This is a genomic window from Aeromonas sp. OTU364 (genome assembly GCF_038440395.1).
GTDB lineage: Bacteria > Pseudomonadota > Gammaproteobacteria > Enterobacterales > Aeromonadaceae > Aeromonas.
Genome location: NZ_JASATR010000008.1, coordinates 60,731 through 75,000 on the forward strand (window position 1 = coordinate 60,731; position 14,270 = coordinate 75,000).

Genomic DNA, 14,270 nt, shown 5'->3' on the forward strand with positions numbered 1-14,270 from the left:
AGAAACCGGGGGAAGGCCGCAGCCAACCAAAGGGTGGGGATTTTAAAAGGCCGTCGCGGATTGTCCAAGTTTTTTGTGGTCAAGAAGTGGTCAGTCGGGCCGATAACCGATCCACCAGTATGGCGGGAGAGTGATGATGCAGATCGATGGCATGGGCGCAGCCCAACCCAAGGGAGTGGGCATTGCTCCCAAATCGCCTCAACAGGCAGAGTCGAAAACGGCGGACAAGGGGGATGAGGTCTCCCTGAACAAGCCCCCGAAGTGGGCCCAGGTGCTGATCCAGCAGGCGCTGCAATTCGCGCTGGAGATCAACGGCCAGCACTATCAGGCCCCCAGGAGTCAGGAGTTCAAGCTGGATCCGCCAGAGGCGATCACCCCGGAGACCCTGTTCGATTACGAGACGGTGGCGGACAACGTGCTGCAGTTCGTCACCGGGCGGCTGGGGGCGGCCCGTGCCGACGGCAAGTCGGATGAGGATCTGGCCAAGATGATGGAGCAGGCCCGCAAGGGCGTGGAGATGGGCTTTGGCGACGCCAGAAAGCAGCTCGGGGACTGGGCGGACAACGAGGACATCAAGACCGGCATGGATCAGAGCTACAAGCTGATCCAGGAGGGGCTGGAGTCCTTCGAACAAGAGTTCTTCGGCGAGGTCTCGACCACGGATCTCGGGGCGGCCAAGATGGCCAGCCGGCAGCAGGCCTTCCTCGAGATCGAGACCCGGGACGGGGACAAGGTGATGCTGAGGTTCAGCGACAGCTGGCAGTTCAAGTCCCGTAACGACGGGAGCGGCAGCCAGTTCAGCCTCAAGTCGAGCCAGAGCTTCGACTTCTCCCTGGAGGGGGATCTCGACAGTGGCGAGATGGAGGCCATCGGCAAGCTGGTCAAGGGGCTGGACGAGCTGGCCGGCCAGTTCTTCGGCAGCGGGGAGGGCAAGACCCTGGCCGACAGGCTGGATGGGCTGCAACTGGACGACAGCCAGCTGGCCGCCTACTCCCTCAAGCTCAAGCAGTCGGCCCGTTTGAGCCAGACCTATCAGGGGGCCCATTCGCTGCAGGAGGGGCTCAAGCCCCTGGCGGACTACCTGCCGAAGCTGAGCCAGCTGCAGCAGCAGGCCGATGCCCTGTTGCCCCCTGCCCAGCAGCAGGCCTTGGCCCCTGCGGTGCTGGCGGCGCGAGGCCAGAGCGAGGGGGCCCAGGGCGCCGGTTTCATGGGCTTCAACCAGCGGATGCTGGAGGCCATGAGGCTGCTCGGCCAGCAGATGGCGACCACCTGATCCCGGTTCGTCACCTCTCTGATGCGGCGTTTGCCAGCCCGGGCCCGGGCTGGCAAACTGCCCTTTTCTCCAGCCAGACGATGCCATGAACCCCAAGAAGCCAAGAGACAAGCGCGAGCTCTGCTACCCCTTCATCTTCGAGACCCAGTTCCAGTGCGACTACGAGATCGCCACCGACGAGCTCTGCTGCCAGGTGGGGGCCGTGCTCTCTCATCTGGTGCCGGATGAGGATACCCGGCCCGTGCTGGCGGATCTCGCGGCGCTGCAGCGACTCATCTACAACCTCAACGGCTCGGTGCGCGGCAGGCTCGGGATCTTCGAGGAGGATCTGGACTGGCTGAAGGGGCGTTACGATCACTACAACGAGGCGAGCCGCGGCCGGGTGACCGGTTTCGTGCTGCCCCAGGGGCCCCAGCCCATTCCCACCCTGCACCTGTGCCGCTGCGGCAGCAAGAAGGTGGTGCGCCTGCTGGTGCGCCTCGAAGAGAGCGGCGTGCGCTTCGACCCCATCCTCTATCGCTTCGCCAACCTGCTGGCCAACTTCTTCTTCGTGCTGACCGTCTACCTCAAGCAGGCCTGGGAGGTGCCGGAAGTCCCCTACGTCAGCATCAACTACTGAAGTTGCCGGGGTTTGCCGAAGCAACATGAAGAAAAACCGGAGCCTTGGGCTCCGGTTTTTGTTGTCAGCTCGACAGCAGCACCCTGGCCGAGTTGGCCGGTATGGTGAGCTGTACCTCCCCTTGCACCACCTCGAACTTGTCGCCGTTGAAGGCGTCGGTGAAGCGGCTGGCGGGGCTGGCGGTCTGCCACAGGGGCAGGCTGATGGTGCGCGGCTCCGTGGGGTGGCGGTTGCAGGCCACCACCACCTGATCGCTTTGCAGGGTGCGGGCGAACACATAGCTGTGAGGGCCGGCGTAGAGGGTCTGGATGTCCCCCCGGCGCAGGGCCGGACGCTGGCGGCGCAGCTGGATCAGGCGGCGGTAGTGATCGTGCAGCACATGATCCCAGTCTGTGGTGTCCCAGGGGAAGCAGCGACGGCAGTCCGGATCGTTGCCGCCGGAGAGCCCCACCTCGTCGCCGTAGTAGATGGAGGGCACGCCGATATAGGTGATGAGCAGGGTGGCGGCGAGCCGCATCCGCTGCTTGTCCTCCCCCAGCAGGTGCAGGAAGCGGGCTGTGTCGTGGCTGTCCAGCAGGTTGAACTGGGCCAGCTGGTTCTTGAAGGGGATATGGGCCCGGGCCAGCTTGAGCCACCTGTCCAGCTCCTCGGCGCTGATCCGGATGGGGTGATAGGCGATGTCCTGTCCCGCCAGGAAGGCGCGTATGGGGTGGGCGAAGCCGTAGTAGTTCATGGCGCCGTCCTCCTGATCCCCCTGCAGCCACTGGCTCGCCTCGAAGAAGTGTTCGCCGAGCACGTAGGCGTCCGGGTTCTCCTGCTTCACGGCGCCGCGAATGGCGCGCACATGGCCGCTGTTGCCCATGGCCGAGCCCCGTTCCCCCAGCATGTGGATGACGTCGAAGCGCCAGCCATCGATCTGGTAGGGGGCCCGCATCCAGTAGCGCAGAATGGCGTTGTCTGCCCGATACACGGCGTCTTGCACCTGCTCGCTGGAGAAGTCCAGCTTGGGCAGGCTGCGAATGCCCTTCCAGCTGACATAATCCCCTTCCTGATCGAAGGTGTAGAAGCTGCGCCAGGGGGAGTCCGGGTTGCTCTGGGCCCCCAGCGGCGGGCAGAACCAGGGGTGGTCGGTGGAGGTGTGGTTGACCACGGCGTCCAGGATGATCTTCATGCCGCGCTGATGCAGGTTGCGGGTCAGCTCGGCAAACTGGGCATTGGTGCCGAGGTGGGCATCCACCTTGAAGTAGTCCTGGGTGTCGTACTTGTGGTTGCTCGGCGAATCGAAGATGGGGTTGAGGTAGAGCGCCGTCACCCCGAGGGATTGCAGGTAGTGCAGCTTGGCGTCTATCCCCGCCAGATCCCCGCCATAGAACTCGCAGGCGCCGTGGCCCTCCTCGTGGCGACTGACCGGTTCCCCCCAGGCCTTGCTGATGACCGCCTTGCCGCGGTACTCGTACTCGTGATGCTTGACGCTGAGGGACGGATCGCCATTGCAGAAGCGGTCGGGGAAGATCTGGTAGAACACCTGATCCTGTACCCAGGCCGGCGGCTGGTGATGGCTGTTGAAGCGGAAATGCTGCTCCCGCGGCGGCATGGCGGCGCTGACGCCCGCCCCGTGCAGCCACCACTGCTCCTGGTCGGTGAGGCACTTGAAGCAGTAGAGGTGGATCTCCTGCCCCCTGGCCAGCGGCAGCTCGACCTGCCAGACCTGCAGCCTGTCCCGGGTCGAGACCGGGCGCATGGCCACCAGGTACTCCTCGTTGTCCGGCTCGTGACGCAGCCACACCTCGCGGATGGGGGCGTCCAGCTCGCTGAACAGGGTGAGCAACAGGGTATCGGCACTCTCTTTGAACCAGGGTGCCACCTGGGGATGAAACAGGAAGGGATGGGTCATGGTATCTACTGCATCAGAGGGTGGCCAGAGGCTACTGGGTCAGGAGGTCGGCGAGGGCATTGCCCTGCTCGTGGAGTTGCTCCAGCTGATCCGCCAGGGTGGCGGGATCCAGCCCGAGCTGGTCGGCCAGCGGCTTGGGGAAGCGCGCTATGATGGTCTGGGCCGGTACTCCGGCGTGCCAGGCGAAGGAGACGAAGACGGAGAGCCGGATCAGCACCGCCTCCTTGCTGACGGGCTCGTGGGAGAGGGGATCCAGCTGCTGGGCGATGGCATCGACGAAGGAGGCCGACAGATTCCAGCGTTTCGCCAGCTCGGCGCCGAGCTGGGCATAGTCGTACCCCAGCATCTCCCGCTGGGCCTCGACCCGGCTGCTCCCCTTCTCGATGGCCAGGTTGATGAGCCCGGCCTCCTCCGGCAAGGTGCTCTGGATCAGCAGCTCGCCGATGTTGTGAATGAGGGCGCAGGTGAAGGCGCTCTCCGGATCCACCGCCCTGGTCTGCTGGGCCAGGGTGCGGGCTATGGTGGCGACCTGGAAGGTCTGTGTCCAGAAGCGGTGCTTGTCAAAGCCAGGGGGGGCCTTGAAGCTGCTGATGATGCCGGAGGCGACCACCACGGAGCGCAAGCGGTTGAAGCCGAGGCGGATCACCGCCTGCTCGATGGAGGTCACCTCGTTGCCCCGGCGCAGGGCGGCGGAGTTGGCCATCCGCAGCACCTTGACGCTGATCACCTGGTCCATGGCGATCTTGGCCGCGATCTCGTCGATGCGGGCATTCTCATCGTTGAAACTCTGCATCAGCTCGTGCAGCAGCTGCGGGATTGTGGGGAGTTGTTTGATCTTGCCAAACAGGCGATCCATCGACATGGCTGAGGCAGCCTCCATTGCGAACAGTGCCTCATATTGTGCCACAGCTGGGCCAGTTGTTCCTGTCGGCGAGTGGTTTTGTGAGCCCTAGTACACCCAGTCTCGCAGTCTGTATTCCAAACGGTGCCGTTTTCCGGTCAGGATCAGGGTCTGTGGCGTGCCGCTCAGGGTCGCGCCCTCCATCAGGGTGGCGAGCACCGCCTGCTCGATCTGATCGAGCCTGGGCGGGCAGGCCATGGCCGTGCTGCCGAGGCTGGTGACCCAGAGCCTGTCATCCTCGAGATGGCCCTGGCCGAAGTAGCGGTTGCACCCGGCGATGCCGTTGACGGTGAAGTGCTCCCCTATCTCGATGTCGGGGGGATTGACGCGGGAGCTGGGGATGGCCTGGCCATCCAGCTTGTCGAGCACCCAGTGGTGGTGCTGCAGATCTTGCGAGGCGAAGCGGGGAGTACTGCTGCAGGCACTGAGCAGGAGCAGGGCGAGCAGCAGTAGCAGAAATCTGGGCATTGAAGGGGCTCCGGTGGTGGGTATGACAAGCATACCCGTCCCCGGGCCTGGGCGGCAGGGCGAGGGGGGAGGTGCCCGACCGCTTCTGTCGCCCCGGGGGAAGAGGGGGTGTCGGCAAATGGCAACACCCGCCCCGGGCGAGTCGGATTGCACGCAAAAGGGGTCACCATCTGACCCCTTTTGCTTGTCTATCGGTGAAACGGCTTATGCATCGGCGAACAACCGCTCGGCATGACGGACGAGCCCCGAGACGACGGAGCCGAAGTCACCCCCTCCTTCCAGAGGGGATGCTGTGGGCAGCCTTTGGCGTGTCGGGGATCAGCCGGCGAACAACCGCTCGGCGTAACGGGCGAGCCCCGAGGCCACGGAACCGAAGTCATCCCCTCTCTCCAGAGGGGATGCTGTGGGCAGCCTTTGGCGTGTCGGGGATCAGCCGGCGAACAGCCGCTCGGCGTAACGGGCGAGCCCCGAGGCCACGGAGCCGAAGTCATCTCCACCCTCCAGAGGCACTGCGGGCAGCTTCTGGCGAATGAAGGCCTTGATGAGGGGGGAGCGGGCGCTGCCACCGGTGACGAAGATCCGGTCCGGCGCCACGCCGGCGGCGGCGATCGCCTCGTCCATCAGCTCGCCGATCTTCTCCAGCAGGGGGGCCGAGGCACTGGCCAGCTGAGGGCGGGTGAGTTCCGCCTCCAGCCCCTTCTCCAGCTCGTTCAGGGTCTGGTGATTGAGCTCGTGGTCGGAGAGGGCGATCTTGCCCTGCTCGGCGCGCCACACCAGCTGGTGGCTCAGCTTGTGGGCCCGCAGGCTGGCGAGCCGTGAGAGCTTGCTGCCGGGCTGGCTGTCGAGCTGCAGATCCTGCAGCTGGCGGGCGGTATCCAGGCTGTAGAAGCGGCTCTGGGCGCTGACGTCGTTGATGGCGGCCGCGTCCCAGAACAGCGGGTGGGGCAGCGGCTTGCCGGTCTTGAGGGTCTCGTGCATGCCAAGCAGCGGCATCATGCCCTCCACCGTCAGGCGGATGTCGAAGTCGTTGCCGCCGATGCGCTGGCCGCTGTGGCCGAGCAGATCGCCGCTGCGATCCAGCCGGTCGCGGTGGCTCGGGCCCATGCGCAGCATGGAGCAGTCCGTGGTGCCGCCGCCTATGTCCACCACCAGCACCACGGCATCTTCGGTGAGTCGCGCCTCGAACTCGAAGCCGGCGGCCACCGGCTCGTAGAGAAACTCCACCCGCTCGAAACCGGCCAGACGTGCCGCCTCGGTCAGGATGGCGATGGCTTGGCTGTTGCTCTCTTCCCCTGCCAGACCCTGGAAGTTGACCGGACGGCCGATCACCGCCTGGCGGATCGGGGCCCCCAGTTGCTGTTCCGCCTGCTGGCGAACGTGGAGCATCATGGCGCAGACGATATCTTCAAACAGGGCGATCTGGGGGGCCTTGAGGCCGTAGGCCCCGAGGAAGGATTTCGGCGACTTGATGTAATAGCCGTCGTCCGGCTCTTCCAGATAGCGTTCCAGCGCAGCACCGCCGAAGCTCAGCTCGTCGATGAGCCCCTCTTCGCGCATCTGGCGGCGAACCATCTGGGCGCGGGTGACCACGGGGCCACGCAGCTTGAGGTATTCCGCCTGCTGGGTGCTGGCCAGCCATTCGGCCAGCAGGCCGGCGATGGCGTCCCGGTGCGGGGCGTGCAGGGTGGAGGGGAGGTAGTGGGAACCGGAGAGGGTCAGCAGCCTGGGGCTGCCCTGTTCCATCACGGCGACGGCACAGTTGGAGGTACCGTAATCAAATCCGATAAACATGGGTGCCAGACTCCAGAGTAAGAGAGGAGGACTGGCCTACCCGAAGGTGCCGGGTCTTACAACCCGACGCACAGTCGGAGGTACAGTGAGCAAATCCGATGATCATGCTTGCCAGACTCCTGTACAAAAAAGGGCTGGTAGCCTACCCGAAGGCGCCGAGTCTCACAACCCGGCGCCATGGTTATTGCGCTCGCGGCGGGCAACAGGAGGAGCGGGGCGCCTGTCGGCACAGGAGACAGAGGGCGTGGCGCCCTCTGTCCTTCATCGCTGCGGGGGGGGGGGTCACTCCACCTCGTTGTCGCTGCGGCCCTGGCTCTCGATGGCCTGGATGTTGCCGAGGGTGGTGTCGGCGATGGCGTGCAGCGCCTCCCGGGTCAGGAAGGCCTGGTGACCGGTGAACAGCACGTTGTGGCAGGCTGAGAGGCGGCGGAAGACGTCATCGGTGATCACCTCGTTGGACTTGTCCTCGAAGAAGAGATCTTCCTCCTCCTCGTAGACGTCCAGCCCCAGGGCGCCGATGCGGGAGGTCTTGAGGGCCTCGATGGCGGCGTTGGAGTCGAGCAGGCCGCCCCGGCTGGTGTTGATGATCATCACCCCGTCCTTCATCTTGGCGAAGGCCTCCTTGTTCAGCAGGTGGTAGTTCTCCTTGAACAGGGGGCAGTGCAGGCTGATGACATCGGACTGGCGCAGCAGGGTGTCGATGTCCACGTACTCGGCCCCCAGATCGATGGCCGCCTGGTTCGGGTAGGGGTCGCTCACCAGCAGGCGCATGCCGAAGCCCTTGAGGATGCGCAGGGTGGCGATGCCGATCTTGCCGGTGCCTATGATGCCGGCGGTACGGCCATGCATGTTGAAGCCGACCAGCCCCTCCAGGGAGAAGTTGGCGTCGCGGGTACGCTGGTAGGCCTTATGGATGCGGCGGTTGAGGGTCATCATCAGGCCCACCGCGTGCTCGGCGACGGCCTCAGGGGAGTAGGCGGGCACCCGCACCACTTTCAGACCCAGCTCCTTGGCGGCCACCAGATCCACGTTGTTGTAACCGGCGCAGCGCAGGGCGATGACCTTGGTGCCATTGGCGGCCAGCTCGGTCAGCACCTCCCGGTCGGCGTCATCGTTGACGAACAGGCAGACCACGGGGAAGTGATGGGCGAGGCGGGCTGTCTTGGCCTCCAGCCGCACGTCGAAGAACTCCAGCTCGAAGCCGTACTGGCTGTTGGCCTGATTGAAGTGTTCCTTGTCGTAGCTCTTGGTACTGAAAACGGCGACTCTCATGGGGCGCTCTCCGCAGATAATGATGTGGTTAAATTACAACAAATAGTGACCGTCATCACGGGATAAATGGTGGGGATTCAGCCCCAAGGCATGATGGGAACGGCGCTCACTGCACTCTTGTACGAACCATCCACCAACTTGGTGCTGTAAGTCAGATAGACAAGGGCATTGCGCTTCTCGTCGTAAAAACGCACCACCTTCTGCTCCTTGAACACTAGCGAGGTGCTGACGTCGAACACCTCTTCCCCGGCTTTGAGCTTGGCGGGCAGGGTGATGGGGCCTATCTGGTGGCACGACAGTGAGGCGTGGGAGGGATCTTCCGCCAGCCCGAGGCCACCCTTGACGCCCCCTGTCTTGGGGCGTGCCAGATAGCAGGCGACGCCGGCGATTTTCGGGTCGTCGAACGCCTCCACCAGGATCTTGTGATTGGGGCCGACCAGCTTGAAGGCGGTGCTCACCTCGCCGACGGGGTCGGCCTTGTCGGCCAGCGCCGGACCGGCAAACAGCATGCCCAGCAGCAGAGGCAGGGCGCGGGTGAGGGGGGAAGGGTGTGTCATGGTTTCTCCTTTGGCTTCCCTCGGTAGGGGATGCCCAAGCGACGATAGAGACTGGCCAGCACCCAGGCGGGGCCTACCAGCAGAAATTGCAGGTCGGCGAGGAAGGAGGGGCGCTTTCCCTCTATCCGGTGGCCGGCGAACTGGGCTACCCAGAGCAGTGCGAAGCCGCACAGGGCGGGCCACAGCAAGGGTCCTTGCCAGCTGTGGCAGAAGGCCAGTCCCAGCGCGGTCAGGATCGCCATTCCCACGAACAGGGCAAACGACAGCTGCAGGTAGAAGGCCAGCACCGGAATGGCAACCAGCGCCGCCCAGTTGAGGGACGGCGGCAGCGGGCCTGCCGGCAGGCACCAGAGCAGGGCCAGGGTACAGAGGTAGATGCCGGGCACCGCCACCTTGTGGATGGCCACATTGACCGGGTGCTGGTGGCTCTGGCCGTAGTCGCTGAACCAGTCGTCGAGTCGTTTCATGGCACCTCCATGGTGCTGCGGTTGAAACCGGCCCGCTTATTCCCTGCGAGCCTGCGGTCAGGGACTACTGCCCCTGCCCCTGCCCCTGCCTGTGGGGGATAGTCCCAACAAATAGGGCCCCGGAATCCCGGCGTTATTGCCCTTGTCTGGGGGGATAATCCCAATATTGGGCTGGAATGCTCCTGAGCAAGGGGGTCATGTCCGGGTTGGGCAGGGAGATGGTGACTCGCTGCTCCAGGTTCGCGCTGGCCAGGGCCTCGCGCACCCTGGGATTCTCGTGGAAGAACTTCATGAAGCTGCCGTCGACATAGGCCCGCTCCAGTCCTGTCTGGATCGCCTTGGCCAGCTTGGGAGACTCTGGGCTGACGAAGAAGAACTCGGCGAAGGGGTAGCGGATCAGCAGGTGCTGCTCTATGGCGAGATTGGGGTACTGGGCCGCCAGCTCACGGCGTTCCGCGAAGATCTCCACCAGACCACGGGGAAAGAAGTCGAGCTTGTCGCCGTCGTTGATGAGACGGAACAGGTTGCTGTAGCGCCCCGCGTAGGTCGCTATGCCCGCCTGCTCCAGGATCTTGTTGTCGGCCCAGCCGACCCCCTGGGCCGCCTTCAGCTGCTTGAGATCCGCCAGGGTGTTGACCTGGTTGAACTTCTCCTGGGCATCGCCGTGAATGAACGACAGCCGCAGCCCTTCCAGACCGCGGAACAGCGGAATGGGGACGGGGATCAGGGCGGATTCGAGGGCGCTGGAGGTACCCATCCAGAACACATTGATGGTTTTGCCCTTGCGCAGCTCCTGCTGCAGGGTGAACTGATTGAGATTGAGGTCGACCCGTTCCAGCTTGTAGGGCTGCCCGGCACGGTCGAGTGCCAGCTCCAGCAGCTTGAGCTGGTATTCGCTGTCGAGGTCATTGATCGGTCGGCTGGGGACCTTGACGGTGAGAGTCTGCGCCTGTGCCAGCAGCGGCAGGCACAAACACAGCTTGATGAGCCATTTCACGCTCTGATCTCCTGTAGAGTCCGGGACTTGCCCGGAGTCTAACAGAAGTTGTCACGCTCTTGCTGTGAAGCCGCAAACAAGGTTCATGTGCAGCCCGGCATGCTCGTCTGTCTATACGGACGCCGGTGCCTGCGCACTGCCTTGCCTGCGGCCCGGTGCGACAAGGGGGTGACGGTTCACTGGCGCATCAGGCGACGCGGCGGAACACGTGGGTGTCGTTGAATTCCTTGGTGCTCTGGCACTCGACGCAGAAGCGGGACTCAGGACGAGCCTGCAGCCGCTTGAGGGAGATCTCGTCACCGCAGGATTCGCAGTAGCCAAAGTCTCCTTCATTGATGCGTTTCAACGCCCCTTTCAGCTTGCGCAGATGCAGCTTGTCGTGCTCGATGCGGTTCAGCTCCAGACGGCGGGCCTCCTCGATGCTGGCACGATCAATTTCATCGGCCATCTCGTTGGTATCGGTGGCGATGGCCTGGCTGGCTTGGGAGTTGAGACGCTCTTCGAGCTCGAGGATTTGTCGCTCGATCTGACCCTTGTAAAAGGCCAGTTGGTCTTCAGTCATGAAATCACACATAGGGTTTGCTACCAGTCAGTTTCCCAATTTTTCCCATTTATGGGGGCTGTCGGCCCGCAGACCAAGCCCCTGTAGTCCGATTTGCACCAAATCCATGCAGGAGAGTGCAAATCAGGGCGGGCCTTGTACCAAAAAAATGCAGGTATGCAAAGAGAATTGGATAAGGATTGTGCGCCCTTGCAAAGAAATTAGCCCGCTCCGACAGGGGCTGACTGAGTATCGAGCAGGTTCTGTCCAGCCTTGGCATCGGGCTTGCAGTGGGCTGATCGTGGCACAGAGTGTTTAGTATTTGGTGCCGCAGTGGTCATTATATCGGCCGTTGTTTATAGTTTTTTAAACACCACTGCTTGACAAAGGCCTTTATCACGGGCTTTTATGGTGATGTCGATTACATTTTCTTAACAAGGGTGTTCCTTATATTAGACACCCTTGCCAATGACAACCGTAGAGTCGGGGTTTAACATGGACAGTATCAAGGGCTGGATGGAGAGCAATCGCATCACGGAAGTGGAGTGCCTGTTCCCGGATTTCACCGGCAATGCCCGAGGCAAGATCATTCCAGCCAACAAGTTTCTGCGCGAAGGGGGCATGCGGCTGCCCGAGGTCATCTTCACCCAGACGGTGACCGGCGAGTACCCGGATGACGACAGCATGATCGACCCGCTGGAGCGGGACATGCAGCTCTATCCCGATCCCAACACCATTCGTTTCGTGCCCTGGGCACTGGAGCCCACGGCTCAGGTGATTCACGACTGTTTCGACATCAATGGCAAGCTGATCGACATAGCGCCGCGCTCCGTGCTGCGCCGGGTCCTGTCATTTTACGAGAAGCAGGGCTGGAAGCCGGTGGTGGCCCCCGAGCTCGAATTCTATCTGGTCAAGCGCAACGAAGACCCCGACTATCCGCTGGTGCCACCGGTGGGCCGCAACGGCCGCCCCGAGACGGCGCGCCAGTCGTTCAGCATAGATGCGGTCAACGAATTCGATCCCATCTTCGAGGACATGTACGACTACTGCGAGGCGCAGGAGCTGGAGGTGGACACCCTGATCCACGAGTCCGGCGCCGCCCAGATGGAGATCAACTTCCTGCACGGTGACGCCATCGATCTCGCCGACCAGGTGTTCCTGTTCAAGCGCACCATGCGGGAAGCGGCCCATCGTCACGGCATCTATGCCACCTTCATGGCCAAGCCCATGAGCGATGAGCCGGGCTCCGCCATGCACATCCACCAGAGCCTGGAAGACGCCGAGGGGCGCAACCTGTTTGGCACCAGCGAAGGGGGCAACTCCGAGCAGTTCATGCACTTCATCGCCGGTCTGCAGAAGTACACCCCGGCGGTGACCGCCCTGCTGGCGCCGAACGTCAACTCCTACCGCCGCCTCACCTTCGGCGAGAGCGCGCCGCGCAACGTGCAGTGGGGCGTGGAAAATCGCACCTGCGGCCTGCGGGTGCCCTTCTCCGAGCCGAGCGCGCGCCGGGTCGAGAACCGCTTCGCCGGTGCCGACGCCAACCCCTATCTGGCGCTGGCCGCCACCCTGGCCTGTGGCTACCTCGGCATGCTGGAGAAGCTGGAGCCCATGCAGGAGATGAAGGCGAGTGCCTATGACCTGCCCTACAGCCTGCCCCGTTCCCTGGAGGAGTCGCTCAGCCATCTGGAGCAGTGCGAGCCCATCAAGGACATGCTGGGGGAGCGCTTCATCCGCGCCTTCGTCGCGGTCAAGCGCAAGGAGTACGAGACCTACTTCGGGGTGATCAGCCGCTGGGAACGGGAATTCCTGCTGCTGAACGTCTGACCCGTCCCGGGAGGGGCGCAGGCCTCTCCCGTCACTCTCAAAGCAAGATGGCACTGGCTCGTGAGGGGCGGCCGATGGCGCCCGCTCGCGGCCGCACCGTGCCCGTGGGCCAGCCCATGGATGACGGCACGACGATCGCTTAAATCGCTTACATCGAAGGAACCGAGGAGCAGGCAACGCAGCATTCCGCCCGTGAGTAGCAGTGACCGGGAGAGTGCCAGCCGCCCTCGACATTGACGAATAAACATCGCTTACATCGAAGGAACCGAGGAGCAAGCAATGAAGCAGACCACCCGCGAGTGGCAGCAACTGGATGCCAGCCACCACCTGCATCCCTTTACCGACTTTCAGGCCCTGAACAAGAAGGGCAGCCGCATCATCACCAAGGCCGAGGGGGTCTATCTGGAAGACTCCGACGGGCGCCGCATCCTGGACGGGATGGCGGGCCTGTGGTGCGTCAACCTGGGTTATGGCCGCCAGGAGCTGGTGGATGCCGCCACCAGACAGATGCAGCAACTGCCCTATTACAACCTCTTCTTCCAGACCAGCCATCCCCCCGCCGCCGAACTGGCGACCCTGCTGGCCGAGATCACGCCCCCCCATCTCAATCACGTCTTCTTCACCGGCTCGGGCTCGGAGTGCAACGACACAGTGCTGCGCATGGTGCGTCACTACTGGGCCAGCAAGGGGCAGCCTGACAAGCAGGTGATCATCAGCCGTCACAACGCCTACCACGGCTCCACGGTGGCGGGCGCCAGTCTGGGGGGCATGAAGGGCATGCACGCCCAGGGTGGCCTGCCCATTCCCGGCATAGTTCACATCGATCAGCCCTATCACTTCGGCGAGGGGGAGGGCATGAGCGCCCACGAGTTCGGCCTGGCCCGTGCCCGCCAGCTGGAAGAGAAGATCCTGGAACTGGGGGTGGACAAGGTGGCGGCCTTCATCGGCGAGCCTATCCAGGGGGCTGGCGGCGTCATCATTCCGCCCGACAGCTACTGGCCCGAGATCCAGCGCATCTGTGACAAGTACGGCATCCTGCTCATCGCCGACGAGGTGATCTGCGGTTTCGGCCGCACCGGTCACTGGTTTGCCAGCGAAGGGTTCGGCATCAAGCCTGACCTCATGTGTCTGGCCAAGGGCATCACCTCGGGCTACTTGCCGATGGGGGCCGTGATGGTGGGGGACAGGGTCGCCAGGGTGCTGGTGGAGGAGGGGGGCGAGTTCAACCACGGCTTCACCTATTCCGGTCATCCGGTGGCCTGCGCCGTGGCCATCGCCAACATCCAGCTTATGCAAAGTGAGAGCATAGTTAAGCGCGTTCATGATAGTATCGGACCCTATTTGCAGCGCCGCTGGAGCGAGCTCGCCGATCACCCGCTGGTGGGAGAAACCCGGGGTAAAGGCCTGGTCGCCGCGTTGGAAATAGTCCAGGACAAACAGACGAAACGTCGTTTCCCGGCCGAACTGCACGCCGGGATGACCTGTCGGGAGTTCTGTTTTAACAATGGCTTGGTGATGAGGGCTGTCGGCGATACCATGATCATATCGCCCCCCTTGGTGATCACCGAGGAACAGGTGGATGAATTGGTCAAACTGGCCAGGCTCAGTCTGGATCTGACGGCTGCAAAGCTGCAGGAATAGGCTGAAACCGGGCAGATTGGCT

At 63.4% G+C, this 14,270-nt stretch carries 13 protein-coding genes; 4 read left to right on the forward strand and 9 right to left on the reverse strand.

Annotated elements, in window-relative coordinates; all coding sequences use genetic code 11:
• Positions 1 to 136 precede the first annotated feature (136 nt).
• Both AAHB08_RS10270 and AAHB08_RS10275 read left to right on the forward strand, forming a co-directional pair.
• Positions 137 to 1,273 (forward strand): DUF5610 domain-containing protein, encoded by a 1,137-nt coding sequence (locus tag AAHB08_RS10270; RefSeq protein WP_342058910.1) that lies wholly within the window; start codon positions 137 to 139, stop codon positions 1,271 to 1,273.
• 85 nt (positions 1,274 to 1,358) lie between these two features.
• A complete protein-coding gene (locus tag AAHB08_RS10275) occupies positions 1,359 to 1,892 on the forward strand; it encodes an ATP--cob(I)alamin adenosyltransferase (protein WP_202047671.1) in 534 nt (177 codons plus the stop codon).
• A gap of 64 nt (positions 1,893 to 1,956) precedes the next feature.
• On the opposite strand, the gene malZ is transcribed toward AAHB08_RS10275, so the two are convergent.
• From malZ to AAHB08_RS10320, 9 genes are all read right to left on the reverse strand, one after another.
• On the reverse strand, positions 1,957 to 3,786 hold the full coding sequence (malZ, locus tag AAHB08_RS10280; protein WP_342058865.1) for a maltodextrin glucosidase: 1,830 nt from the start codon (positions 3,784 to 3,786) through the stop codon (positions 1,957 to 1,959).
• 31 nt (positions 3,787 to 3,817) lie between these two features.
• Positions 3,818 to 4,666, reverse strand: a complete 849-nt coding sequence (locus AAHB08_RS10285; RefSeq protein ID WP_319917376.1) for an HDOD domain-containing protein — start codon at positions 4,664 to 4,666, stop codon at positions 3,818 to 3,820.
• 69 nt (positions 4,667 to 4,735) lie between these two features.
• The gene (locus tag AAHB08_RS10290) at positions 4,736 to 5,155 is read right to left on the reverse strand and encodes an META domain-containing protein (RefSeq protein ID WP_025328730.1); all 420 of its coding nucleotides are present in this window, start codon (positions 5,153 to 5,155) and stop codon (positions 4,736 to 4,738) included.
• Between the two features lie 429 nt (positions 5,156 to 5,584).
• Positions 5,585 to 6,946: a molecular chaperone gene (gene yegD / locus AAHB08_RS10295; RefSeq protein ID WP_342058866.1), complete on the reverse strand. Its 1,362-nt coding sequence runs from the start codon at positions 6,944 to 6,946 to the stop codon at positions 5,585 to 5,587.
• A 282-nt stretch (positions 6,947 to 7,228) separates the two neighbouring features.
• On the reverse strand, positions 7,229 to 8,218 hold the full coding sequence (locus AAHB08_RS10300) for a 2-hydroxyacid dehydrogenase (RefSeq protein ID WP_202047661.1): 990 nt from the start codon (positions 8,216 to 8,218) through the stop codon (positions 7,229 to 7,231).
• Positions 8,219 to 8,295: 77 nt separating this feature from the next.
• On the reverse strand, positions 8,296 to 8,775 hold the full coding sequence (locus AAHB08_RS10305) for a CreA family protein (protein ID WP_342058867.1): 480 nt from the start codon (positions 8,773 to 8,775) through the stop codon (positions 8,296 to 8,298).
• Positions 8,772 to 9,242, reverse strand: coding sequence for an Mpo1 family 2-hydroxy fatty acid dioxygenase (locus AAHB08_RS10310; protein WP_342058868.1), 471 nt, complete (start codon positions 9,240 to 9,242; stop codon positions 8,772 to 8,774). Before AAHB08_RS10310 ends, AAHB08_RS10305 begins: the two co-directional genes overlap by 4 nt.
• Positions 9,243 to 9,375: 133 nt before the next feature.
• Positions 9,376 to 10,239, reverse strand: a complete 864-nt coding sequence (locus AAHB08_RS10315; protein ID WP_342058869.1) for a hypothetical protein — start codon at positions 10,237 to 10,239, stop codon at positions 9,376 to 9,378.
• A 187-nt stretch (positions 10,240 to 10,426) separates the two neighbouring features.
• A complete protein-coding gene (locus AAHB08_RS10320) occupies positions 10,427 to 10,813 on the reverse strand; it encodes a TraR/DksA family transcriptional regulator (protein ID WP_005328486.1) in 387 nt (128 codons plus the stop codon).
• A 462-nt stretch (positions 10,814 to 11,275) separates the two neighbouring features.
• Here AAHB08_RS10320 and AAHB08_RS10325 point away from each other — a divergent pair, with 462 nt between their 5' ends.
• The gene (locus tag AAHB08_RS10325) at positions 11,276 to 12,607 is read left to right on the forward strand and encodes a glutamine synthetase family protein (protein ID WP_106885487.1); all 1,332 of its coding nucleotides are present in this window, start codon (positions 11,276 to 11,278) and stop codon (positions 12,605 to 12,607) included.
• 279 nt (positions 12,608 to 12,886) lie between these two features.
• On the forward strand, positions 12,887 to 14,248 hold the full coding sequence (locus AAHB08_RS10330) for an aspartate aminotransferase family protein (protein WP_163157590.1): 1,362 nt from the start codon (positions 12,887 to 12,889) through the stop codon (positions 14,246 to 14,248).
• Positions 14,249 to 14,270 lie beyond the last annotated feature (22 nt).

Excerpts from the sequence above, each read along its gene's own strand:
- AAHB08_RS10310 (WP_342058868.1), bottom strand. The coding sequence starts at position 9,242 with ATGAAACGACTCGACGACTGGTTCAGCGACTACGGCCAGAGCCACCAG.
- AAHB08_RS10320 (WP_005328486.1), bottom strand. The coding sequence starts at position 10,813 with ATGTGTGATTTCATGACTGAAGACCAACTGGCCTTTTACAAGGGTCAG.
- AAHB08_RS10275 (WP_202047671.1), top strand. The coding sequence starts at position 1,359 with ATGAACCCCAAGAAGCCAAGAGACAAGCGCGAGCTCTGCTACCCCTTC.
- AAHB08_RS10290 (WP_025328730.1), bottom strand. The coding sequence starts at position 5,155 with ATGCCCAGATTTCTGCTACTGCTGCTCGCCCTGCTCCTGCTCAGTGCC.
- AAHB08_RS10285 (WP_319917376.1), bottom strand. The coding sequence starts at position 4,666 with ATGGAGGCTGCCTCAGCCATGTCGATGGATCGCCTGTTTGGCAAGATC.
- AAHB08_RS10300 (WP_202047661.1), bottom strand. The coding sequence starts at position 8,218 with ATGAGAGTCGCCGTTTTCAGTACCAAGAGCTACGACAAGGAACACTTC.
- AAHB08_RS10325 (WP_106885487.1), top strand. The coding sequence starts at position 11,276 with ATGGACAGTATCAAGGGCTGGATGGAGAGCAATCGCATCACGGAAGTG.
- AAHB08_RS10330 (WP_163157590.1), top strand. The coding sequence starts at position 12,887 with ATGAAGCAGACCACCCGCGAGTGGCAGCAACTGGATGCCAGCCACCAC.
- malZ (WP_342058865.1), bottom strand. The coding sequence starts at position 3,786 with ATGACCCATCCCTTCCTGTTTCATCCCCAGGTGGCACCCTGGTTCAAA.
- AAHB08_RS10305 (WP_342058867.1), bottom strand. The coding sequence starts at position 8,775 with ATGACACACCCTTCCCCCCTCACCCGCGCCCTGCCTCTGCTGCTGGGC.
- yegD (WP_342058866.1), bottom strand. The coding sequence starts at position 6,946 with ATGTTTATCGGATTTGATTACGGTACCTCCAACTGTGCCGTCGCCGTG.
- AAHB08_RS10270 (WP_342058910.1), top strand. The coding sequence starts at position 137 with ATGCAGATCGATGGCATGGGCGCAGCCCAACCCAAGGGAGTGGGCATT.